This window comes from Aquabacterium sp. (assembly GCF_049274795.1).
GTDB lineage: Bacteria > Pseudomonadota > Gammaproteobacteria > Burkholderiales > Burkholderiaceae_C > Aquabacterium.
In genome coordinates, this window is sequence record NZ_JBASTH010000001.1 from 55,043 (window position 1) to 78,981 (window position 23,939).

A 23,939-nucleotide genomic window follows, 5' to 3' on the forward strand; every position below is an offset into this window, starting at 1 on the left:
ATGGCATCGACGGGCCACGCCCAAGGCAACGAACCAGCCTCACGCATCGAAGGCTCTTTCCTGAATGTGGTGGCATTTCACGGCCCCAGCGGCTTCGCGTTGATCGAAACCCTGCCGCCCCTCATCGATTACCAGGGACAGTCATTTCAGAGTCTGACGTTCGCCATCACCCCGCCTGGCGATCAGACGTAGTCCTTCGATTTCGCCTACATCGCGCCTGAGCTCACGCACGTCGGGCTGCTGAGGCTCAGCGCCAGGCTGGAGCCAGCCTCGAAAGGTGACAACTATCCGAACGTCACCTCGCCCTCGGCGAACATTTCGGTGGCCCCTGCGTTCGTCCTTGGCGGGGTCACGCTGCAGACGGCGATGGTGCCGATCGCCCCCAACATGCAGACACCCGTAACCCTCACGCTGTCAGGCTACCAGGCGGGCATCACCGGCGCCTGTGTCGGCGGCCTGTCCGGCTGCCTTTACTTCTCCGACCCGGGCTTGCTGAAGATCCAGATCGAGATGTCCGTGAGCGCTGTGCCTGAACCATCCACCGGCGCCCTCTTGGCCTTGGGCCTTGCCGGCATCTGGATCGCCGGCTACCGACGGCGGCAGATCGCCTGAATGGTCTACCGGCCCCCTCCCGGCCAGAAGACCATGCTGGCCTCATTGCCAGATAATGTCCGGCATGACGATAAACACCCCCCCCCAGCTTGAAGAAGCCACCTTCGCCGGCGGCTGTTTCTGGTGCATCGAAACGGTGTTCAACCGCGTGCGGGGAGTGGCCAACGCAGAGTCGGGCTACAGCAACGGACACGTCATCGCGCCCAGCTATGAGGATGTCTGCACAGGCAATACTGGCCACGCCGAGGTAGTTCGCGTCACCTACGATCCGGCGCAGGTCAGCTACGAGGACCTGCTGGATGTGCTCTTCACCGTGCACGACCCAACCACGCTGAACCGCCAGGGCAATGATGTGGGCACGCAGTACCGCTCAGGCATCTACACCCACAATGCCGAGCAGGATCAGGCGGCACGCGCCTACATCGCCGAGTTGCAGGCCCAGGGTGCCTACGGCGGCGCGCCCATCGTCACCGAGATCATGCCGGTGAGCAACTACAACCCGGCCGAGGCCTACCACCAGCGCTATTTCGAGCACAACCCCGAGGCGGGCTACTGCGCCTTCGTGGTGGCCCCCAAGGTGGCCAAGTTCAAGAAGGCCTTCTCGCAGATCGACACCAGCGCGGCGTGAGCCGCATGTTCAGGGAGCCAGGCGGAACAGTTCCCAGTTCTGGGCATCAGCCGCACGGCTGAAGCAGATGCGGTCATGCAGGCGCGAGTTGCGCCCTTGCCAGAACTCCCAACGCTCCGGCACCAGGCGGTAACCGCCCCAATTGGCCGGGCGCACCGGATCCGCCCCCTGCCGCGCCTGCTCTTCGGCCCAGGTGGCCTCCAGCGTGGCACGCGAGGGGATCACCTGGCTCTGGGGCGATGCCCAGGCACCGATGCGCGACCCCAGGGGCCGGCTGCGGTAATACACGTCGGATTCGACGTCCGCCACCTTTTCGACCTTGCCTTCGATGCGCACCACACGCTCCAGCTCGACCCAGAAGAACTGCAGGGCTGCGTTGGGATTGGCCTCCAACTCGCGCCCCTTGCGGCTGTCGTAGTTGGTGTACCAGACCAGGCCCCGCGCATCGAGCCCCTTGAGCAGCACCACGCGGGTCGAGGGGCGTAGATCCGGGCCCACCGTGGCCAGCGTCATGGCGTTGGGCTCGGACACCTTGGCGTTCACCGCCTCGCTGAACCACTTCTGGAACTGGGCCAGCGGCTCGGCCGCCACATGCGTTTCATCCAGCTCGGCCTGGCCATAGCTGCGGCGCATCTGCGCCAGATCGTGGGGTGACGTTTTTTCCATTTCCAAAGTATCGGCCATCTGTGGCCGCGCTTGACGTATGCGTCGTCAATCCCCTAGTTTGCAAATCGTGGGAACCATGTCACACCCGCCAACTGCCCCCTCATTCACAGGGGTATGTCCTTAAGGAAAGCCACTCTGGTGCATCGCAGCAATGGCTTTCAAACTGTCGGCATGACTACAAAGCCCACGGTCCTCGTCCTCGCGGCTCCGCAGCCGGAGCGGGCACTGGCTTGTACAGAACTGGGTGGGCCCATGGGCTCTCTCAGCGTGCTCGACACCACCCTGCGCCGCGTGCTGACCAGCGGGTTGCCGCTGCTGCTCGTGGCCCCCGATGATCAGGCCCAGGCCGCGCTGGGCCTGCTGCCACATCAAGATGTGCTGGCCGTCCCCCCGCCGCGCGCAGGTCAATCTCATTGCGACTGGCTGGTGCGCAACATCGCCTCGGGCGTCATGCATCGCTCTCAGTCGCCTGGCTGGCTGCTGCTGCCGGCAGACATGCCCATGCTGCAGGCCGGCACCCTGCAGGTGCTGGTCGCCGGCCTGGGGCGTGGCCCCATCGTCTATCCCTGCTACCGCCACCGCCGCGGCCACCCCGTCGCGGTGTCGTCCGAGCTGTTCTCGGAACTGGTGCGCATGGGCAGCGAGCAGGATCTGCGGCGCCTGGCGGCCCGCTACCCCAGCGTGGATGCCGAGGTGGACGATCCCGGCGTGCAGATGACGCAGCACCCTCAGATTGATCTGAGTCAGTTGCGCGCACAACTCACCGGCCCCATGATGCAGGGATTGGGGCTGCCCAAGGCCTGAGCGGCCTGGGCTCGCAGCCGTCAGGCGCGTGCGTCGCCCCAGCGCAGAGGTGTGGCCTCGTCACCCTGGTAGGTCGTCTTACCGTTCTTGTCGACCACGTACAGCGGCGAGGCGATCACGTCCTCGAACACAGCGTTCTCGCTCAAGCGCGTGTAGTCGAACAGCACGCTGTGGCGCAAGGTGCTGTTCTTGCGCAGGCAGCAGCCATTGCCCAGCCAGGCCGGCCCCTCAATGCTCACACCCGGCTCGACGCAACTGCCCGAGCCGATGTACACCGGCCCGTCGATCTTGACGGTGTCCCAATCGATGCGCGTGTTCAAACCCACCCACACACCCGGGCGCACCTCGGTGCCAGGCATGTCCATCTGGGCTACCTCGCCGCGCAGCACGCGCAAGCAGACGGCCCAGTAATCGCTCACGCGGCCAATGTCGATCCAGTTGAAGTGGCGGTTCTGCGCGTAAAACGGCAGATTCTTTTCCACCAGCAGCGGGAAGAGTTGGCTGCCGATGTCGAACTCCTGCCCCGAGGGAACCAGCTCCAGTACGGCCGGCTCGAAGATGTAGATGCCAGTACTGGCCAGGCGCGACAAGGCTTTTTCAGGAGAGGGCTTTTCCTGGAAGGACGTGATCTGCCCTTCCTTGTCGGACACCACGATGCCGTAGTTCTTGACCTGATCCAGCGGCACCTCCAGCGTCACCACACTGGCCATGGCCTTCTTGTTGCGGTGCTCGAACAGGGCAGCCGAAATGTCCAAGTCGATGATGGCATCACCGCACAGCACGATGGTGGTGTCGTCAAAAAAACCGCTGAAATCCTGGATGCGCTTCATGCCGCCAGCCGAGCCATAGGGCTTGGGCACGATCTCGCCATGCTCACGGGCGCCTTCGTAGCTGTAGCCGATCTTCACGCCCCACCGGCGGCCATCACCAAAGTAGTTCTCGATCTTCCAGTGGTTGAACGCCACGTTCACCATGATCTCGGTGATGCCGTACTGCTTCAGGTGCTCGATGATGTATTCCATCACCGGCTTGCCCAGGATCGGCACCATGGGCTTGGGCATGTTTTTGGTCAGCGGCCTCACGCGGGTTCCTTGCCCCGCGGCCAGAATCATTGCTTTTGCCATTTTTTCCGTACTGCCTGTTTAGCGTTATTCAACACACCGGCCTCAATCACTTATCAGAAACCGCAGCGAATCCCAGTCAAGGGCCCATAGTGAACCACATAATTCTTTATGCATGTGTGTTTAAAGGCTGCGCCATAGGGATGGAGCCCTTCATGTGAGGGGACAGCAAGCCGCAGGCAAAATTGCCTCGGCATAATCTTTGCGATCGGCCCCTCAGCGGCCTCGCAACATACAGAGCACCATGATCCTCATCACCGGAGGCGCCGGCTTCATCGGCGGCAATTTTGTCCACCACTGGTTCGAACGCCGCGCCAAGCTGGGCCTGCCCGTTGAGCCCGTTGTGGTCTTCGACAAACTCACCTACGCCGGCAACCCCGCCACCATCCAGACACAACTGGATGCGGGCCAAGCCCATCTGGTCCATGCCGACATCGCCGACCGCGATGCTGTGCGCAAGGCACTGGCGCAGTACCAGCCACGCGCCGTGCTGCACTTTGCAGCAGAAAGCCATGTGGACCGCTCCATCCACGGCCCGGGCGAGTTCATTCACACCAACATGGTGGGCACCTTCAGCCTGCTGGAAGAAGTGCGCGCCTACTGGAACGGCCCTGACAGTACTCTGAGCCCAGAAGCCAAGGCCAGCCTCCGCTTCCTGCATGTGTCCACGGACGAGGTGTACGGCTCGCTGAGCGACACGGATCCAGCGTTCAGCGAAACCACCCCTTACGCCCCCAACAGCCCCTACTCCGCCAGCAAGGCCGGCAGCGACCACCTGGTCCGGGCTTACCACCACACGTACGGGTTGCCCACACTCACCACCAACTGCAGCAACAACTACGGGCCCTACCACTTCCCGGAAAAGCTGATCCCGCTGATGATCCTCAACGCACTGGATGGCAAGCCCTTGCCCGTCTATGGTGATGGGCTCAACATCCGAGACTGGCTCTTCGTGCGGGATCACTGCGAGGCCATCTGCCAGGTGCTCGAGAAGGGCACCCTGGGCGAAACCTACAACGTGGGCGGCATCAACGAGATCAAGAACATCGATGTCGTGACCACCATCTGCCGCAAGCTCGATGCGCTGCGCCCCCGCGCCGATGGCCAGCCCTACGAGAGCCAGATCACCTACGTGAAAGACCGCCCCGGCCACGACCGCCGCTACGCCATCGATCCCACCAAGATCCAGCGCGACATCGGCTGGAAGCCTGCCGAGACCTTTGAATCCGGCATCGACAAGACCGTGCGCTGGTACCTTGAAAGCACGGACTGGATCGACACCGTGCGCTCGGGCGCCTACCGCGACTGGATCAACACCAACTACGCAGGCCGCGCCGCCTGACACCGCACATGAACATTCTGCTTCTGGGCAAAGGTGGCCAGGTGGGGTGGGAGCTGCAACGGGCGCTGGCGCCGTTGGGCCACATCACCGCACACGATATCGACACGGCCGATTTCACCCAACCCGACCAAGTGGCCACCATCGTGCGAGCCGTGCGCCCTCAGGTGATCGTCAACGCCGCGGCCCATACGGCCGTCGACAAGGCAGAGAGCGAGCCCGATGTGGCCCGGCTGATCAATGCCGCCACCCCCGGCGCCATTGCCAAAGAGGCCGCGCAGCTCAATGCCTTGCTGGTGCACTACAGCACGGACTACGTGTTCGACGGCACCGGCCATGCCCCGCGCGATGAAAACGCCTCTACGGCACCGTTGAGCGTCTATGGCCAAACCAAGCTGGAAGGCGAGCAACAGATCATCGCCAGCGGTTGCCAACACCTGATCCTGCGCACCAGTTGGGTCTACGCCGCGCGTGGTGGCAACTTCGCCAAGACCATGCTGCGGCTGGCATCAGAGCGCGATCAACTCAAAGTGATCAACGACCAGATCGGCTCGCCCACCGGCGCTGATCTGCTGGCAGACGTGACGGCGCACGCGGTGCGCACGCTGTATGGCAGCCCTGCCCTGGCTGGCCTGTACCACCTGGTGGCCGATGGCGAAACCTCCTGGTACGACTACGCCCGCTACGTCATCGAATGGGCCCGCAAGCAAGGGCAAGCCGTGCGCGTGCAGCCGGAAGACATCATCCCGGTGCCCACCACGGAGTACCCCACGCCCGCCAAGCGACCACTGAATTCACGCCTGTCTACAGCCAAACTCAAACAAGCATTCGGCCTGCAACTGCAGCACTGGCAACAGGGCGTCGAGCGCATGCTGATCGAACATCTGGGGAAGTAACAGCATCATGAGCACAACAAACCGCAAGGGCATCATCCTGGCCGGCGGCTCCGGCACGCGCCTGCACCCCGCCACGCTGGCCATCAGCAAACAACTGCTGCCGGTGTATGACAAGCCCATGGTGTACTACCCGCTCAGCACCCTGATGCTGGCCGGTATCCGCGACATCCTCCTGATCAGCACACCACAAGACACGCCCCGCTTCCAGCACCTGCTGGGCGATGGCAGCCAATGGGGCATCAACCTGAGCTACTGCGTGCAACCCAACCCCGATGGGCTGGCGCAGGCCTTCATCCTGGGGCGCGAGCATGTGGGCAACAACCCCAGCGCCCTGGTGCTGGGCGACAACATCTTCTACGGCCACAACTTCCAGCAACTGCTGCACCATGCCGCCAATGGCGATGACGGCGCCAGCGTGTTTGCCTACCACGTGACAGACCCCGAGCGTTACGGCGTGGTGGAGTTCGACAAAGAGCAACGCGCCCTGAGCATCGAAGAAAAGCCCAACCAGCCCAAGAGCAACTATGCCGTCACGGGGCTGTACTTCTACGACAAGCAGGTGTGCGACATCGCGGCCGACATCAAGCCCAGCGCCCGTGGCGAACTGGAGATCACCGATGTGAACGCCCGCTACCTGGCGCAAGGCCAATTGAGCGTCGAGATCATGGGTCGCGGCTATGCGTGGCTGGACACGGGCACACACGACAGCCTGCTCGAGGCGGGACAGTTCATCGCCACGCTGGAAAAGCGCCAGGGCTTGAAGGTAGCCTGCCCAGAAGAGATTGCCTACCGCTCGGGGTGGATCACCGCCACGCAGGTTGAAAAACTGGCGCAGGCGATGCTGAAAAACGGCTACGGCCAGTACCTGCTCAAAGTGCTGAGCGAAAAGATCTACTGACACCACCTTCAGGATCACCCAATGAAGTTCACACAAACCGCGATCCCTGATGTGGTCGTCATCGAACCGCCGGTGTTTGGCGATGCACGCGGCTGGTTCATGGAAAGCTTCAACCAGCCCAAGTTCATGGCCGGGCTGGCAGAACTGGGCTTGCCCGCGCCCCGGCCTTTCTTGCAAGACAACCATTCATGCAGCCAGGCTGGCGTGCTCCGCGGCCTGCACTTCCAACGCGCGCCTCATGCGCAGGGCAAGCTGGTCCGCGTCACCAAGGGCCGGGCTTTTGATGTGGCGGTTGACATCCGTGCAGGCTCGGCCACCTTTGGGCAATGGGTTGGCGTGGAATTGAGCGCCGAGAACAACAAGCAGCTCTGGCTGCCTGAGGGCTTTGCGCATGGTTTTGTGGCCCTGGAAGACGACACGCACTTCCTTTACAAAACCACGGATGTCTATGCCAAGGATTGCGAAGGCTCCATTGCCTGGAACGATCCCGAGATCGGCATAGAGTGGCCGCTCGAAGGCCTGCCCCCTCAACTGGCCGCCAAAGATGAGCAGGCTCCCCTGCTCAAACAGGCCGCCTTGTAAGTTGTAGGCAAACGCTGACAACAAGCTCAGGCAATGCGGACCCCGAGCGAGGGGGTGATTGTGCACCGCAACAGTTCTACACTTTTGACACCGACCCGTGACTCAGACCCGCCGATGATAGAGCTAGTATTCATCGCCCATTAACGATCCAAAAGGCGACTGCTTCCCCAAGCAGCGATTCGCGTTCCAGGGGTAGGCGCCACACAACGGCGCTTTTCGAATAATTCAAGAATCAACCAAAGGAACCAACCATGCACGTCAACCTTCGCCATCTGGCGGCTGCGGCGGTCCTCGCCGCGGCATCCAGTAGCACCCTGGCCCTCGAGGCCTTCCCCACGCCGATCTCCCTCGGCACCCTGGGCACGACGGCCGCGCCCGTGTTCGCCCAGGCCTACTCCTTCAATGGCGCGCCCAGCTACAGCTTCAGCTTCACGCTGGATTCGAGCACGGGCCTCAGCAACGTGTTCGGCTCGCTGCGTTTTGCCGATCCGGTGGACCTGACCATCAGCCTGACGGGCGGTACCTCCTTCAGCAACAGTGTTACTGTGTCTGGGTCGCCTTACATTCCCCAGGCCTTCAATTTCGCAGGCTTGGCGGACGGCAATTACGTAATCTCGTTCACCGGCCTGTCGACATCGTCGGCCAACAGCTTCGGTGGAGGTTCTATCCAGGCGTCTGTTGCCGCCATTCCTGAACCTGAGTCGATGGCCCTACTGCTTGCAGGTCTTGGCGTGGCGGGGACGCTACTGCGCCGCCGACAAAACACTTAAAAAACAAAAGCTTACAAAAACACAAGCCGGAAGCGGGTTCGCCCGCTTCCGGCTTTTTTCCCGCTGCGTAACAATGAGCAACCTCCACCTTGTGTGCGACATTTTGACGCACGAGGCATAATGCGGGCTGTCATGATTCGTCCCGTTCGCCGATAACAGTGGGTGTGTTCGGCGGTTTCCCAGGGTCGTGTAAATGTTCAGTCTGAGTGAATTGTCCAAGCCTTATAAAGGCCTGGTGGGTGCAGCATGTGTGTCTGCAACTATCTTAATTACCGGTTGCGGCGGCGGCGGTGGCGGAGATACCCCCACTGGAGCTGCGGCCAATATGCAAGGTGCCGAAAGTTATTCGGTTGCCCAGGGCGTTCAAGTTAATTCCATCGTTGATGGAAATAGCACTACAGCGACAACTGCATCGACTCCGAGCAAGCCTGCAAGCACACAGGAGGCCACGCGCTTCTTGACGCAAGCCACCTTCGGCCCCACGGACGAAAGTGTCAATGAACTCTTGTCCGGCGGTTACGAAGCCTGGTTCAACAAACAGGCCTCCGCCGCGCCCAACCAATACTTCAAAGGGTATTGGGAGCAGCGCAATGCCAAACTGAAGGCACAGACCCCCCCGTTGGGCTCTCATATCAGTGAACTCAACCACGCCTTCTGGACCAAAGCCATTACCGGCGATGATCAGTTGCGCCAGCGCATCGCCCTAGCCTTGTCTGAAATTTTCGTGGTCTCCACCCAGGACAGCTGCGGAGAATCAAATACGCGCGGTGTCGCAGCCTACATGGACATGCTGAATGCCCGTGCTTTCGGAACGTATCGCCAACTGCTGGAATCCGTCACCTTGCACCCGATCATGGGGTGCTACCTCTCCCATCTGGGCAACCAGAAGGAAGAGATCGATCCGGCAACGGGCCGCACCACGGGCCGCGTCCCGGATGAGAACTACGCACGTGAAGTCATGCAACTGTTCTCCATCGGCCTTGTCATGCTGAACAAGGACGGCACGGTCAAGGTGGATGCGCAAGGCCAGCCCATCGAAACCTACCAAGCCAGCGACGTGGCCGGACTGGCCCGCGTGTTCACAGGCTGGAGCTGGGAATGCCCCAACTGGCCGTCGGACAGTTGCTTCCGCTGGGGCGGCGACAGCGCGACACCCAATCCTGACCGCTGGGTGCTGCAAATGCGCCCCTATGCGAAGTTTCATTCGCCTCTGGAGAAGCGCTTCCTCGGCACGGTCATCCCAGCGCAAACCACGGCTTCGCCTACCGCCAGCCTGAAGATCGCTCTGGACACCATCGCCAACCACCCCAATGTGGCCCCATTCATCAGCAAGCAGCTGATCCAGCGCCTGGTGACCAGTAACCCCAGCCCCGCGTACATCAGCCGCGTGGCCACGGTGTTCACCTCCTCAGGTGGCAGCTTGTTCACAGTGGCCAAGGCCATCCTGATGGATGCCGAAGCGCGTGACTTCCAGACCGCCGTCAATAGCACCAAGTTTGGCAAGGTCCGCGAACCGCTGCTGCGGATGACGGCTCTGTTCCGTGCCTACAAGGCCAGATCAGCCTCCGGCTACTACCTGATGTGGTCCACCAATGACCCAGCCAAGGCTCTGGCCCAGGCACCGCTGCAGTCTCCCTCCGTGTTCAACTACTTCAGACCGCAGTACACGCCACCTAACTCCACCACGTCCCGCTCCGGTCTGGTGAGCCCCGAAATGCAGATCGTGCATGAGTCCAGCGCCGCGGGCTATGTCAACTTTGTCCGCGATGGTTTGGCCTGGGGCTGGGGGGCTTGTGGCTACAGCAACCAATGCGCCACGTCACCGGTCGATATCCGCCTGGACTTCATCACCAATACAGGAAACGCAACCTATCAACTGGCCAAGACGCCGGCCAAACTGGTCGAGGACGTAAATCAACGCCTGATGTACGGCACTATGCCCGAAGATTTGAAGACTGAAATTACTCAAGCTGTCAGTTCAGTGTGGGTAGGTGCCGATAACGCACCAGACACGGCGGAAGGCTATCGCCGACGTGTGAAGGTAGCGCTGTTGCTGACGATGGCCTCTCCCGAGTTCCAAGTTCAGAAGTAATTTCAGGATTCCGTCATGACTCGCTCCTCTCACTCGCCTTCCCGTCGTCTTTTCCTGCGCCAGTCGGCTGCCTTCTCTGCACTGAGTGCCGGCGCCGCCCCGATCGCCATGAACCTGGCCGCGATCGGCGCCGCAGCAGCCCAGAGCACTCAGTCCGATTACAAGGCGCTGGTGTGCGTGTTCCTTGCCGGAGGCAACGATGCCTACAACACCGTGTTGGCCACCGACTCGGCGTCCTGGCAGGCTTACGTGGCCACCCGCAACCAGCAGCCCACGTCGATCGCCCTCACGAGCAGCAGCCTGAAGGCCCTGGCGCCCGCTGCCAGCCTTGCCAACGGTCGCTCTCTGGCATTGCATCCCCAACTGAGCGGGCTGCAGCGCCTGTTCAACAGCGATCGCAAGCTGGCCGTGGTCAGCAACATTGGCCCTCTGGTCGAACCGCTGACCAAGGATCAATACACACAGAAGGCCAAGCGCCTTCCGCAGCGCCTTTTCTCGCACAACGACCAGCAATCCACCTGGCAGGCCCTGTCGCCTGAAGGCGCGACCAGCGGTTGGGGTGGTCGACTTGCCGACCTGCTGACAGCTGAGAGCCCAAACGGCAATGGCTTGTTCAGTGGCATCTCCGCCGCCGGCAATGCCGTTTGGGTGTCTGGCAAGACCGTCAAGCAGTACCAGATGCAACCCGCAGGCGCCATCCGTCTCGGCGTGTCAGACACGGGCATTGAAAACGTCTTCGGCTCGCAAGTCGCCGCTGCCAAGCTCCAGAACATCGCGCAACGCGCCACGAACCGCCACGCCTTCCAGACAGACCTGGCAGATGTGGGCGCGCGCAGCATCCAGGCCGAACGCATGCTCCGCGGCAGCCTGCCTGCCGCCAGCACGTGGCCTTATGGCGGTGATGCTGCGCTGATGTACACCAAGCCCGACGGCAGCGTAGCGCAAAACAGCCTTGCGGCGCAGTTGCAGGCGGTCGCCCGCACCATCGGCGCGCGGACATCGCTGGGCATGAAGCGCCAAGTCTTTTTCGTGAGCCTGGGCGGCTTCGACACGCACGATGACCAACTGACCCGCCACGCTGACGCAATGGCCAAGCTCAACCATGCCCTGGTGTACTTCGACAGCGTGCTGTCGAGCATGGGCGTGAGCGACAGCGTCACCACCTTCACTGCCTCGGATTTCGGCCGCAGCTTCACGAGCAACGGCAATGGCACCGACCACGGCTGGGGTGGCCACCAGTTCGTGATGGGCGGCGCGGTCAAGGGCGGCACTGTCCTGGGCAAGCTCCCGGTCTATGGCACCAAGAACGTCGCCAACAACAACTTCGACAACAGCCCCGATCAATTGGCCAATGGTGCGCTGCTGCCCAGCACGTCGGTCGAGCAATTGGGCGTGTCGCTGGGCCGCTGGATGAACGCCAGCGAAACCATGCTGCAGGATGTCTTCCCCAACCTCTACCAGTACCAGGGCTCTAGAGGGCTGGACTTGATGAAGACTTGAAAGTGAAGGCGCGACCGGCTGAGAAGTTGAACACCAGCACAATGCCGGTCGCAATCACCTGGGCGACCATGTAGTACAACCCCAGGCGCTCGGTCAGCCCCCAGAAGATCAGGCCATTGAGCAACAGCCCCAGCCCCGCCACAACGGCATACCTGAGTGCTGCGCCCCCCTTGGCCGCAGAACTCTTGAAAGTGTAGTGGTAGCTCGCGAGGAAGTTGAACACCGCACTGACCAGGAACCCCACGGATGTGGAGACCGCGCCATTGACGCCCAGGAGCTGATGAAGCACGAACAGGATGGCGTAGTGGATCAGCGTCGCAACGCCGCCCACCAGAAGGAACCTCAGGAACTGCTGCAGCAACTTGGCACCACCCGCATCAATCCAGCTTCTGCAACTGGGGGGTTTTGCTGAAAGCAGGCAGGAACTGCGTCAGCAGTTGTTCGTAGTCGCTCAGGATCTTGTGCCAGGTGAACTCTGCATTGAAGCGTTCACGGCTGGCCTTGCCCATGGCCTGCAACTCGCCCGGGTTCGACAGCAGGGCAGAGAGCTTGTCGTCGAAGCTCTTGGCGCCATCGAAATAGCAGGCCTGCGGCCCCGCCACCCAGCGATTGAATTTATTGTCGTGCGCAATGACCGCATTGCCCGCCCCCAGCGCCTCGACCAGAGACGGGTTGGTGCCGCCGACCTGGTGTCCATGCACATAGGCCAGACTGTGAAAGCGCAGGGCCTGCACGATGGCCTTGTCGTAGATCGCGCCCAGGAACACCACGTCCGAACTGGCGGCCTGCCGCACCGCGCGATGGAAGACATTGCCATCCTCGTAGTTGCCCAACACCACCAGCTTCACATCGCGGGCACGCGCTGAAAAACCACTGACCACTTCGAGGATCGAGTTTTCCGGCTCCGGCCGGGCGATCAACGTGAGGAACTTCCCCGGCTCCAGGCCGAGTTTGGTCACCGCATCGACCGGTGCCTGATTCACGGCATCAGCGCCATAAGCGATCGTGGTGATCTTGGATGCACGCACGCGGGTCGTCAGGTGCGCCTTGATCTCGGGGTGATCAGCCACCAGGTGGTTGCCCAGCCAGCACCCTGCCCAATCGTTCATCCAGAACCAGGTCTTGGCCACCTTGCCCCACTTGGCACGAGACCACTCGATGCCATCCATGTTGATGACGTTGGTGATGCCCTTCAGGCGCAGGCGCGCACAGAAGGTGGCCGTGTTGTAACCCAGGGTCAGGCACAGATCGGAAAACTGGGCCGCATGGCGCACGGCCAGCCAGTCAAACACCACCGAGGTGGCCACGCCGCGCTCCTTGACCGGGATCAGCACGCGCTCCACGCCCTGCCAGATGTCCTCACGGATAGGGCCTTCACCATCGACCTGGCAATAGACGATCACGCGCCAGCCGCGCTGGACCAGGAAGAGCGCACAGTGTTCGGCAAAGGTCTCGAAACCTCCGTGTGCGGCCGGCAACCCGCGAATACCCAGGATGCGGAGCGTCGGCCGCTCAATTGCATTCGAATTCATACCACCCCAAGATCTGCATAAAGTTTCAAGGTCGCATCAAGGTAGGACTGCCTGTTGAAGTGTGATGCAACATGGTCTCGCGCGGCTCGCCCCTTGGCGTGCAATGACTCTGACGGAGTCGCCTCCACCGATGCCAGAAGATCAGCCAGCGCATCGGCGTCACCGCTTGGAAACACCCAACCGGTTTCCGAATTAACAAGCTCCGGAATCCCGCCCATGCTCGCCCCGATCACAGGCTTGCCGAAGGCAAAGCTCTCAAGGACGCTCATCGGTGCATTCTCGTACCACTCTGAAGGCAAGACCACGGCCCTACTTTGCTGGATCAGTTGATGAAGCGCATCCCCCGATTTGAACCCCACGAACTCGATCTTTTCAGGATGCGCAGACGCCGCAGCGATGGCCTTCAACTCAGCCTCCAGAGGCCCTGTACCCGCGATCTTGAGCGACACACCGGCTTTCACAGCGGCCTTGATCAGCGTCGGGACACCTTTCTCAGGGGCAAGACGTCCGAAATACAGGAAATAGCTGCCAGGATCGAACACTGGCTCGAAACGCCCGGCATCCACGTAGTTCGGGATGTAGACGAACTTGTCCCTGGGCCAGCCCCATTCTACGAACTTCTCCAGGAAGAAGCGGCTGGGCACCACCACCTTGCTCAGGTGGCGCTTGTACATCTCGAAATGCCGCTGCAGCCCGCTTTCGACCGCCACGATCACGCTGGCCCCCAGCGAATCACGGATGCAGCGGTGCTTGACCACGTTGATCACGGAGCCGTCCTTGCAACGCTCGCACACACCTGTGTGATTCAGCATCTTGTAGGCGGGACAGGCGATCTTGAGATCGTGCGCCGTCATCACGGTGGGAATGCCTGCCTTGCTGAGCACCGGCAGGATCGACGGCGACAGGTGATGATAGATGCAGTGCAGGTGCGCGACATCGATCTTGTGGTCGTTCAGCAGGCGCTTAAGCTGCGACTGGGCCTCCCAGGAGTACACCGCCTTGGCGGCCATGACCACCTTGTCCTTGAACGAGTAGCTGTTGCCGAACTCCAGCTCCTTGACGAAGTACTTGGACCAGGGCGTCTCGTCGTTCTTGGGGTAGTGCATCGAGAAGAACGCACTGCCCCAGCCCTGCGACCCAAGAAGGGCGGCGTGATCCAGGTACACCACGTCGGAACCACCACGGCGGTAGTGGTAGCTGTTGACGCTCAACAGGTTGGGCATGTTTACGCGGCCCCGCTCAATGGATGCTCAGGACAGCATCCACACCCGGCCGGGGAGAGTGCGCCACCGAAAGTTGCTCAGGCAAGGTACCGGCAGCGATGACCATGATGATCAGCTCCGACGGCTGGAGGCCCAACAGTTCGCGCAGGGCCTTGTCCGTGTGCTTCTCCTTGGACCAGTTGAGGCAGCAACTGCCATAGCCCAAATGATGGAAAGCCAGGCAGATGGACATGCTGAACATGCCACCGTCAATCCAGCCTTGGTAGCGTTCACCAACGTCGACGAAGGATTGCAGCTCGGACGTCACCACCAGCACGGCAGAGGCCTTGTCGCCGAATCCTCGACTGCCACTCTGGATGGCCAGGATCTGGTCGATTTTGCTGCGATCCCGATAGGCGTGCACACGAACGCTTTGCCGATTGCACACCGACGGTGTCTTCTGGGAGATCTCGACCACACGGCGAAGGTCATCGACTGGAATCTCACCACCGGCGAAGTTACGAATACTGTAGCGGGATTTGAAGAAGCCTTCGAAATCCATGCCTTGCAGCTTTTCCAGGTCCGATTTCTGAACCGATATCACGCCCCCTTCCCAGGAAGAGAACCCCGCGCGGGCTTCTTCCGATTTGGCAAGGATGGCATGAACGCGCTCTTTAACATATGGCACATCGAAACCTGCACGATCATTGAACTCGATGTATTCACGCAAGGCACCAATCGCAGTGGTAGCCGGCCGGACATAGCCATAGCGTGCGATATAAGCCTCTACCATGTTCAACAGTTGAGGAATCACTGTCATTCCGAAACCAGGTCGCGGCGCAGACAGGCTCAAACCTTTTTCGATCTGGTGATAGAACATGGTAATACGGGCTGCCTGCTCGCCCTGGTATTCATGGCTCTTGTTTAGGCCGGAATACTTCAGAAAGCGCGCCGAGTCGTAGATTACGTTGGGGATCAGCTTCAAGGAGAAATAGACATTTCTCAAAAGGCGGTGCGTCCCGGCCGGCATGACCTTCCAGACAAAACTCTTGAATCCACTCATGGTGCACCTCTTTTGGCAGCATCGACTTCGGAGTTCAGAAAACCGAAAGACTGGCCCCTCCAGTAGGCCAGTGCCTCGTCGGTCACCGAGTAATCCACATCCTTGTCCATCATCGACGGCAGTTCGCCCATGTCTCCGATGACACGATGGGATAACTTCAACTGCTCCAGCAGGAAGCTGACCTTGCTGGCGTTGCCACCCCATTTGCTTTTCTCGCGAACTAGGGTGACGAAGCGCTTGCGAGCCTTGACGGCAAAGATGGACCCATGGAAAGTATCGGTAACCACATACTCTGCGTTCTGGAAATAGGCCAGAAGCTCGAACGGGGACACCACCACGTTCTCATCGCACCAGGCATGGTAGAAGCCAGGGGACACGATCTTGAGGCTCCGTGCCCGGGCGAATTCCTTGATGCGATCAACTTCTGCTGGGGACTCCATGCGCCCCTCGTATGCGTAGACCAGCAGGTATTTATCCGCACGCTGGGGCAGCATAGGGATTTCTTTCGTGAAGTCATACAGCAAGGTGGGATCGATCACCAGCGTCGGCTCTTTGCCCAGCACCCCGGTGACCATTTCCTTGGTGTTTTCATCACGCACGGCGATGTTATCGAACTTGGCCAGGCCGCTACGCAACTCCTCGGTCATGTCGTCATTCTTCACATCGGCCAAGCTGGCATACCCGGCCGAAGCCGCATAGCTGATCAGGCGACGAGCCGTGACACCATGCCCAAACAGCGCCGGTACATACCCAAAAATATGGTTCTGGGTGTAGTTGAAGACCTCATCGCTCCCAACGATGAACAGGTCAGCGGAATAGTCGAAATCCTGCTGCTCGGTCATGCCAAGCAAAGGCCAGACCTCTCGCGTGAACACCGCCTGCATCTTGGCGTGAAAGCGGCGCTTTTCCAGTTGAGATGAAATATTCAACAGGAAGCGGGGCAACTTGAGCAACTTCTTGAACGTGCCGTCCACCTGCACCTTAGCCCCCTTGTGACGAGGCGTACCGGGGGCGAAATCAGCAAACGAGCACTTCGCGCCCATGCCTTCCACGACTCTTTTCAAGGCATACGCTTGCATAAAGGAACCGTAGTTCACCACGCGGTGCATTGAAAGTATTTTTACAAGCATTGTTGCCCTCTACACCATTCAAGGTGTGATCAATCATTTATTACCCTACCGACAAACCGCCAATAAAGGAGCGAATCCGGACCCCATAAAGCAGGTATGCCGCAGCACAATACAAAAATATGGAAACAGCCAGCGCGACATACCACGCCAAGCCGATGCCGAGCATCACTTTTCCAAAAATAACGCTAAACACGATGAGCGCAACCAGGCGCATGATCACGCGCCAATCGTGCTGATAGATATAACCCAATCTGCGAAGCCTTCTATTGACCCTCTGATTGGCCACAAGGAGGCCCAAAGCATTGCCGATGGGAAATGCTGCAGCCCCCAACCATCCGACCAGAAGAATCCCGAGCCCGACGGAGGCCGCGAGCATCGCATTGGACAGAATTAGGATTTCATACCGCTCAACCGTCTGCACCAGCAACTCCAATTGCAACCTGTTCGTCTCCAACAAAAGCACGCTCAGAAGTGCCATGAAAACAAATGTGGCGTCATCGACGTATTTACCACCTGAAATGACATGCATCAGATTTGGGCCAGCAACCAGCATGCAGACAACCCCGCCACCAATCAGGGCGATATTGATGATAAATATATTCTCGCACATGGATGAAGCTACCGAGAAATCCTTCTTTACCGAATATTTAGCGATCAGCACTGGACGAATAAGCCCCACCAACAACTGCGCCGGGAGATAACGCTTCAAATACTCATAGAGTGACAAGGCAAAGCCGAAATTAGCCATCGCCGAGGCCGTGAGGAAGTAGCCACCGATCAATCGATTCGTATTGCTTCCGAAGGGCAAACCCGCCAAATGCTGGATATATCCGTGATAAGCGAACTTCGACACCGTCTTGAAATTGGCAGACAACCAGCCGAGATCGCCTTCGACCTCGTTGACAGCCTTGTTGCGAGTCGCCACAAAGAACACTGCGCCGGCCATGATGGTGGTGGCGATGGCATCGGTCATGGCCTCCACCCAGATGATCTCCACCAACTGGACATCCCCTCTGTGATAGAGGTACAGCATGCCCACGAGTCGTCCGACAGACGCCAATGAAAATGCAATTTGCACCACCCCTTGGTGCAGCGTCGACTCCAAGATCTGCGAAAAAAAATGCCCTGTAGAACGAATCACTGCAACGACGAGGAATGCTTCGAATGCCTTGGCTGCACCGCTCATGCCAATCCACGGAACGATGAAGGCAGATAACCAATAGCCGATCAATGCGATCCCAAGCAGAACGACCGCCCTGATGGAGGTGGCCCCTCGGAGCAAAACGCGTAGCGAATGTGAATAGCCCTTCATGTACAACTCGGGCACATACCGGATCACCACATGGGCCAGCCCCAATGCGGAAAAAGCCGTGAGGTACTCGACCAGCGCGATGAGAACTGAGTAATGTGCAAAGTCCACTACAGGCAAGCACCGAACAACCAGCACCATCGCCCCAAATCCCGCGATGGACGAGACCACTTTGCCCATTAGGAAGTGGTACAGCCCTCGCCGGACACGTACTTTGTTATAGGCCCCGCTCATTATTCGTCGCTTCTCATCTCGTTCTTGTAGACGTCGTAGACCTCTTGTGCGATCTTTGGGTACACCCTGTTATTGCGAACCCACTCCGGCCCTTTAGAGGCCTGTAATTCCGCGTCATCCTTGTTCTGTAGCACCCATGAAATAGCATGGGCAAACGCCCTCTCGTCCCATGGCACGCAGATACCCACCCCGCTGGCCTTGATCACCTCGGACTGTTCGGGATGGTCATTACAAACGATGGGACGCCCTAGCGCCATGTATTCCACCAACTTCGTTGGTGAGGCAGATGCCAGAACAGGCGTGGGGTAGAAAGGTGACAGGCACACGGCAGCGCTCTTCGCATGCAGCCACGCCTGCTCCATTGGCACGAAGCCCGTGAACACAACGGAATCACCCAAGCCCAGTTGTTTGACCAATTGCTCCAGGGCTTCGCGCTCGTGGGGGAAATCGCCGTCCCCCACAAGGTAGAGCTTGGCCTGAGGCAAGTCCTTCACAACTAGTGCAAAGGCACGGACGATCGCATCCAGTTTCCGCACAGAGGCCAAGGTGCCGATGTAGACGACCTTCCCCCGCTCGACATCCACAGTGTTGCGAGCCGCCCAGTCCAGCATGCCGGAAGCCACCCCCATCAATACGGGCGTCATCTGTCCGGGCTTGATTCCCAATGCCACAAGGTCCCGCTTCATCTGCGCGCTCTGCACGAAGACATGACGGCTTCGCGGCATCACAACCTTCTGCAGCACCCAGTGACCGAACCAACCATGCGCCAGCAGGTACAGCTTGCGGACACCCGTTGCGTCCTTTGCCAATGCCAGGTTGTGGTCAGGGAATGGGTAAGAGCACCAGTAGAAAAATGGCACTCCTATGATCCTGGCGACCACCAGACCGACCAGCGATCCGATGTACTTGTCGCGGCACTGGATCGCATCCACGTCGGTGCGCCTAAGTGCGAGCATCCGAGCAATGTCGGAAAACCAATACCGGAAGCGCTTGAGCGCCCGGGGCCCGCCAGGCGGGACGATAACCGTTTGTCCGAAGAAGCCGGTTACTTGAGTGCCAGGCTTGACCGGCGCGTCCATGAACCATTGGGTGTCCAGGCCCAAGCGCTGCAACTCCACCCCGAACAACTCTGTGAGATCAACCCGATAAGCTGGATATGGATCGACAATGGAATAATAGATTTTCATCGCTTGTCTTGAATCACCGACCTGTAATACTCATGGTCTTCCAGCCAGGTATCAAGATCCTTCGTGGACAGCACGCGGGCAGGCACGCCGGCCACGACTGAATAAGGTGGAACTGATCGGGTGACAACCGCCCCGGCGCCAATGATGGAGTGCTCGCCGACGACCACGGGCCTGTTCTTGGTGGATATGACCTTCGCACCAACGCCGATCTCGACAAAATCGCCGATAGTAACATCCGGCCCACCCAGGGTCACCTGATTGATCATGGTGACATAACGACCAATTTTCACGGAGGGGTTGATCACAATACCCCTGGGATGCCCCAGAGACAGGCCGATGCCGGCCTGCACGCGGGGACCAATCCAAACCCCATGCATGAAATCATTCAAATTCGTCAAAAAATAAGACAGAGGGCGCGTAAATGGAGATGCATACAGCAAAACCGACAGCCGGTAGATGAATACAACCCGGATGTCAGGAAAATAAAAAAACTTGGCTATTCCGCCTGGCTGCTTTCCGGAGAAAATACGAGTATCTTCTTTCAGAATCGACCAAAACCCCATACAAAAACTCCCTCTCATTGCCATTGCGGAATTCTTTGCCACGGTAGCAGACATATGCTTTCATCATCTGTGCCAAAGCCTCAGTCTTTCCTACGGTCATGTCGCCGTGATGTCACGCGCTACCCCTTAGCATAGCGACGTAGCATATGCTCGCGCTACAAGCTGTAGCAGACAACAAAAGACACCCGACTCAAGCATGACCCTTCAACCCAAGATCCTGTTCGTCGATCTCGATGGCACGCTCATCAAGACCGACATGCTACTAGAGTCATTCTTGTTTCAAGCCAAGGAGCAGCCTGCCCAGTTGTTGCGAAGTGCTTTGGCGCTCACGAAGGGCAAGGCACAGTTCAAGGCCAAGCTGGCAGACGGCTTCGAGTTCAGTCCGGAAAACCTGCCGTATTGCCCCGAGGTGCTCGCGTACGTGCGCACGCGCCGCGAGCAAGGCGCCCAGGTCGTACTCGCGACCGCCAGCAGTGCCGGGATCGCACAGCAGATCTCGGACCATCTGGGCTGCTTTGATGCTGTGCTCGCCTCCGACGGGCAAAACAACCTAAAAAGCGAACACAAGCTGCTGGCAATGCGGCAATACGCCAATGGCGCGTCGTTCGAGTACGCCGGTAATAGCGCAGATGACATCCCGGTCTGGGAGGCCGCAGCAGCGTCCAAGTGCGCCCATCCCGATCGTGCCGCCAAGAGCTGGTTTGGGGCCCGCCTGCAGGAGGACGATCTCACGCGCTCTGCCGAGCAGGCAGGTGGCTTGCCCACCTTCATCAAGGCTGCGCGGTTGCACCAGTGGCTGAAGAACGTGCTGGTGTTCGTACCTCTGCTGGCCTCGCACAAGGTGCTCGACCTCCCCTCACTGCTGCAATCCGTCGTCGCGTTCATAGCGTTCGGCCTCTGCGCGTCTGCCATCTACCTGGTCAACGACCTTCTCGACCTCGAATCAGACAGAGCCCATCCCCGCAAGCGCAGTCGGCCTTTCGCCGCCGGCAGCCTCTCGCTCCTGACCGGCATAGCGGCAACGCCCGGGCTTCTGTTGCTCAGCCTGGTGCTGTCGCTTGTCTTTTTGCCGCCACTCTTCACCCTTTGTTTGGGGGGCTACCTGGCCCTCACATTGGCGTATTCGTTCAGCCTCAAAAAGAAGATGGCTGTGGACGTGATCGTGCTGGCAAGCCTCTATACATCGCGGATCCTCGCAGGTGCTGCGGCCATCAGCACAGCACCATCCTTCTGGCTGCTCGCTTTCTCGATGTTCATTTTCCTGGGGTTGGCGCTCGTCAAGCGATACGCCGAACTCAATATCCTGCTGCTGGCCAACAAGGAAAAGGTTTCCGGGCGCAACTACCTGGTGTCAGACATGTCGGTTGTGATGACGCTGGGCACCGCCAGCGGCATGATGAGCATTCTGGTTCTAGCCCTGTACATCAACAGCCCCGAAGTGAAGTTGCTGTACCCCAATCCCGTGGCGCTCTGGGCCGTCTGCCCTATATTGCTCTACTGGATCACCAGAATATGGATGGTGACGCAGCGCGGAGGAATGCATGACGATCCGGTGGTTTACGCCATGAAGGACAATGTCAGCCGACTCACCTTCGTTGCTGCGGCCTTGGCCGTTATCGCGGGCTCCATTAGTATCTAGTCATTCGTTTTCCTCCCTCTCCCGAAAAGAAGGAGCGAAAACAGCATTTAAGCCATCGCCTGCAGAATCTTGCAGAGATAATAAGAACAGGGATACGATGAACCGATGCCACTCACGGGCATCCGCCATCACCAAAGAAGGAAGATTCTGATGCAAAAGATAACGGCCTCGCGCATTTTAGGCCTCATCCTGATTTCGGCGGCAGTTTCGGTGGCATCAATCACATCCAAATCGTTGTGGGTGGATGAACTGGGCACATGGAACATTTCCCAGGCTGCCCCCTGGAGCCTATGGGCGCAGAAACTCTGGAATCACTTCAATTCTGATGGCCAACTGCCTGTGTACCATGCATTCATCAAATTGTGGGTGGATGCAGGGGGAGACAATACCGCCTACCTGAGAGCATCCAATACACCCTGGTTACTTCTTACTCTTCTCGGACTGTTGCGACTACCCCTGAAGAATGAGAAAACAGCTTGGCTGGTCATATTCTTTTTTTGCATCAATGCCTTCACTTGGTATTATCTCAATGAGTTGAGGCCATACATCATCCTGCAGGCTGGGGCAGCTTGGTTCCTTGTCGGCACATGGCGCTTGGCAATCAGTCCCGTCGACGACCACACCACGGTGGACACCTCAACGCGGGAAATCTTGTTGGGCATCGTGGTGATGATCGCCGGCAACATCCTGGGCGCGTTCTGGATCGCATCGACACTCCTGGCGTTCCTGATCTTTCTCCCGGCCTCACTGCTCGCCTCGCTGAAGAGTCTGGCCCGCAACTGGTGGCTCACGCTGGCATTTGTCGTTGTACTGGGCGGTATGCTGGTGGTGGCAATGCACAGCTTTGTGAGCGGTGCCAGGGCGAGCCAATTGGCCGAGTTCTCGCTGGCAGGCTTTGGCTATGGTCTGATCGAACTCACGGGTGCCTCGGGGCTCGGTCCCTCGCGGCACCAACTTCGAACCGACATTGCCAACATTTCATGGGCCCAGGTGATCGCCATGGCATCACTGGCCGGCCTCATTGGGGTCCTGACCTTCGCGAGTTGGCTGTCGATCCCCAAACACAAGCACAAGCTCCTCATCCTGGTGGCAGCCGTGCTGCCGCTCCTCATCATGATCGGCGTGGGCATTCTTCTGCATTGGCGCGTGGTCGGGCGGCACCTGTCCGTCACGTTCCCCCTGATCGCGATCGCCCTCGCCTTCTTCGCTGCAAGAGCCTTCGATGCCGGCGGCAGGCCGTGGCGCAAGATTCTCGTCACGGGCATCACCATCGGCCTGCTCTGCTCCTCCCTGACCATTCGCCTGGCGGAGCGCCATGAGAAGGATGACTACGCACAAGCTGCGCAGTGGGCAAAGGACGCTCTGGCCGCCAGGGAATCGGTGCTGTGGGTTGCGGCACCGGAAGGCCTTGCGTATTACAAGGTAGCCACCTCCGTCCAGGATATTCCGGCCACGCCCTTGCTGTATACATATTCGGACTTCCAGGCACGTATGCCTCCCGATACGTGGCCCACACACATCGTTAAGACATACCGGGAAGGAGTCGATCCCAAGGGGCTTACAGACCACCTTCTGGCCTCACAGAAATACGAACTGGTCGGCAAGGCCACCACGTTCGAGCATTTCCGGATCAAGACACCTTAGGCCCGCCCCATCCTCAGCGGCTGTGCATGCCGCAGCCGGCAAGGATCTGCCGTATAGTGCCCCTTCCGCGGCTGACCTTCAGGCCACGTCGGAGAGTGCGGCTGGTGCTTGTTCACTGTCCTACAGGGACAGGCAAACTTTCTGCCCTGCCGCCGGGCTTGCCAGGGATGCCGCGTTGCCCACAGGCCGTGCTCACCTGAACACGTTATGAGCAGATCGACATGACTCATCTCTCAGCCCCTCACTCGCAGGGGCGACAAGCTGTGACCGCCAACCCATACTAGCCCATTAGAGAGATGGCTATGCGATTTAAACAGTTGGACGCATTGCGTGGTATTGCAGCGGCTTGTGTCGTTGTGCACCATCTTGCAATTCACTATCGAAACGCGGAATGGACTCCACCCCCGGCGGCCACCCAAACTGCCCCACCCATGGCCACCCAAACTGCTCCACTTGGCCGGGGTGAATTGACCCATTGAGAACGGTGAGTCAGGCGCCTCAGCCCTGACGAGCAGGACGTAACTTTCG

Annotated in this window: 22 protein-coding genes; 12 read left to right on the forward strand and 10 right to left on the reverse strand. The window is 59.5% G+C overall.

All coding sequences use genetic code 11. The features are described from left to right. The first annotated feature begins 387 nt into the window (after nt 1–387). Nucleotides 388–612 carry a PEP-CTERM sorting domain-containing protein gene (locus tag WAQ08_RS00260; RefSeq protein WP_422188638.1) on the forward strand — a complete coding sequence of 75 codons (225 nt, stop codon included), beginning with the start codon at nt 388–390 and terminating at the stop codon, nt 610–612. Nucleotides 613–676: 64 nt separating this feature from the next. Then, the gene (msrA, locus tag WAQ08_RS00265; RefSeq protein WP_422188639.1) at nt 677–1,240 is read left to right on the forward strand and encodes a peptide-methionine (S)-S-oxide reductase MsrA; all 564 of its coding nucleotides are present in this window, start codon (nt 677–679) and stop codon (nt 1,238–1,240) included. Nucleotides 1,241–1,249: 9 nt separating this feature from the next. Here msrA and pdxH read toward each other — a convergent pair whose 3' ends face one another. Further along, complete coding sequence (pdxH, locus tag WAQ08_RS00270) at nt 1,250–1,906, reverse strand: pyridoxamine 5'-phosphate oxidase (RefSeq protein WP_422188640.1); 657 nt, start codon at nt 1,904–1,906, stop codon at nt 1,250–1,252. 252 nt (nt 1,907–2,158) lie between these two features. Here pdxH and WAQ08_RS00275 point away from each other — a divergent pair, with 252 nt between their 5' ends. After that, entirely contained in the window at nt 2,159–2,710 is a 552-nt protein-coding gene (locus WAQ08_RS00275; RefSeq protein ID WP_422188641.1) for a nucleotidyltransferase family protein, read from the forward strand. 20 nt (nt 2,711–2,730) lie between these two features. Here the strand turns inward: WAQ08_RS00275 and WAQ08_RS00280 are convergent, their stop codons facing one another. Further along, nucleotides 2,731–3,822, reverse strand: a complete 1,092-nt coding sequence (locus WAQ08_RS00280) for a sugar phosphate nucleotidyltransferase (RefSeq protein ID WP_422188642.1) — start codon at nt 3,820–3,822, stop codon at nt 2,731–2,733. A gap of 253 nt (nt 3,823–4,075) precedes the next feature. Between WAQ08_RS00280 and rfbB the strand changes: the two genes are divergently transcribed. The 7 genes from rfbB to WAQ08_RS00315 all read left to right on the forward strand — a co-directional run bounded on the left by rfbB (nt 4,076) and on the right by WAQ08_RS00315 (nt 11,908). Next, complete coding sequence (rfbB, locus tag WAQ08_RS00285; protein ID WP_422188643.1) at nt 4,076–5,173, forward strand: dTDP-glucose 4,6-dehydratase; 1,098 nt, start codon at nt 4,076–4,078, stop codon at nt 5,171–5,173. Between the two features lie 8 nt (nt 5,174–5,181). Continuing rightward, complete coding sequence (rfbD, locus tag WAQ08_RS00290; protein WP_422188644.1) at nt 5,182–6,066, forward strand: dTDP-4-dehydrorhamnose reductase; 885 nt, start codon at nt 5,182–5,184, stop codon at nt 6,064–6,066. 7 nt (nt 6,067–6,073) lie between these two features. Beyond that, complete coding sequence (rfbA, locus tag WAQ08_RS00295) at nt 6,074–6,964, forward strand: glucose-1-phosphate thymidylyltransferase RfbA (RefSeq protein ID WP_422188645.1); 891 nt, start codon at nt 6,074–6,076, stop codon at nt 6,962–6,964. 21 nt (nt 6,965–6,985) lie between these two features. Then, entirely contained in the window at nt 6,986–7,546 is a 561-nt protein-coding gene (gene rfbC / locus WAQ08_RS00300) for a dTDP-4-dehydrorhamnose 3,5-epimerase (RefSeq protein ID WP_422188646.1), read from the forward strand. A gap of 251 nt (nt 7,547–7,797) precedes the next feature. After that, entirely contained in the window at nt 7,798–8,316 is a 519-nt protein-coding gene (locus WAQ08_RS00305; RefSeq protein ID WP_422188647.1) for an FxDxF family PEP-CTERM protein, read from the forward strand. 193 nt (nt 8,317–8,509) lie between these two features. Further along, on the forward strand, nt 8,510–10,408 hold the full coding sequence (locus tag WAQ08_RS00310) for a DUF1800 domain-containing protein (RefSeq protein WP_422188648.1): 1,899 nt from the start codon (nt 8,510–8,512) through the stop codon (nt 10,406–10,408). A gap of 15 nt (nt 10,409–10,423) precedes the next feature. Beyond that, complete coding sequence (locus WAQ08_RS00315) at nt 10,424–11,908, forward strand: DUF1501 domain-containing protein (protein ID WP_422188649.1); 1,485 nt, start codon at nt 10,424–10,426, stop codon at nt 11,906–11,908. Here WAQ08_RS00315 and WAQ08_RS00320 read toward each other — a convergent pair. From WAQ08_RS00320 to WAQ08_RS00355, 8 genes are all read right to left on the reverse strand, one after another. Next, nucleotides 11,880–12,269 carry a GtrA family protein gene (locus WAQ08_RS00320; protein ID WP_422188650.1) on the reverse strand — a complete coding sequence of 130 codons (390 nt, stop codon included), beginning with the start codon at nt 12,267–12,269 and terminating at the stop codon, nt 11,880–11,882. The genes WAQ08_RS00315 and WAQ08_RS00320 overlap by 29 nt on opposite strands. A 16-nt stretch (nt 12,270–12,285) precedes the next feature. Continuing rightward, nucleotides 12,286–13,440 carry a DUF1972 domain-containing protein gene (locus WAQ08_RS00325; RefSeq protein ID WP_422188651.1) on the reverse strand — a complete coding sequence of 385 codons (1,155 nt, stop codon included), beginning with the start codon at nt 13,438–13,440 and terminating at the stop codon, nt 12,286–12,288. After that, nucleotides 13,437–14,663, reverse strand: coding sequence for a glycosyltransferase (locus tag WAQ08_RS00330; protein ID WP_422188652.1), 1,227 nt, complete (start codon nt 14,661–14,663; stop codon nt 13,437–13,439). Before WAQ08_RS00330 ends, WAQ08_RS00325 begins: the two co-directional genes overlap by 4 nt. 16 nt (nt 14,664–14,679) lie before the next feature. Further along, entirely contained in the window at nt 14,680–15,705 is a 1,026-nt protein-coding gene (locus WAQ08_RS00335; protein WP_422188653.1) for a nitroreductase family protein, read from the reverse strand. Continuing rightward, nucleotides 15,702–16,802 (reverse strand): polysaccharide pyruvyl transferase family protein, encoded by a 1,101-nt coding sequence (locus WAQ08_RS00340; RefSeq protein ID WP_422188654.1) that lies wholly within the window; start codon nt 16,800–16,802, stop codon nt 15,702–15,704. Before WAQ08_RS00340 ends, WAQ08_RS00335 begins: the two co-directional genes overlap by 4 nt. A gap of 73 nt (nt 16,803–16,875) precedes the next feature. Next, nucleotides 16,876–18,315 carry a lipopolysaccharide biosynthesis protein gene (locus WAQ08_RS00345; protein ID WP_422188655.1) on the reverse strand — a complete coding sequence of 480 codons (1,440 nt, stop codon included), beginning with the start codon at nt 18,313–18,315 and terminating at the stop codon, nt 16,876–16,878. A gap of 62 nt (nt 18,316–18,377) precedes the next feature. After that, a complete protein-coding gene (locus WAQ08_RS00350) occupies nt 18,378–19,565 on the reverse strand; it encodes a glycosyltransferase (protein WP_422188656.1) in 1,188 nt (395 codons plus the stop codon). Further along, a complete protein-coding gene (locus WAQ08_RS00355; protein ID WP_422188657.1) occupies nt 19,562–20,182 on the reverse strand; it encodes a serine O-acetyltransferase in 621 nt (206 codons plus the stop codon). Before WAQ08_RS00355 ends, WAQ08_RS00350 begins: the two co-directional genes overlap by 4 nt. A gap of 142 nt (nt 20,183–20,324) precedes the next feature. Between WAQ08_RS00355 and WAQ08_RS00360 the strand changes: the two genes are divergently transcribed. Together WAQ08_RS00360 and WAQ08_RS00365 are read left to right on the forward strand one after the other, a co-directional pair. Then, nucleotides 20,325–21,767 carry a UbiA family prenyltransferase gene (locus WAQ08_RS00360; protein WP_422188658.1) on the forward strand — a complete coding sequence of 481 codons (1,443 nt, stop codon included), beginning with the start codon at nt 20,325–20,327 and terminating at the stop codon, nt 21,765–21,767. Between the two features lie 150 nt (nt 21,768–21,917). Then, on the forward strand, nt 21,918–23,411 hold the full coding sequence (locus WAQ08_RS00365; protein ID WP_422188659.1) for a hypothetical protein: 1,494 nt from the start codon (nt 21,918–21,920) through the stop codon (nt 23,409–23,411). Nucleotides 23,412–23,939: the final 528 nt, after the last annotated feature.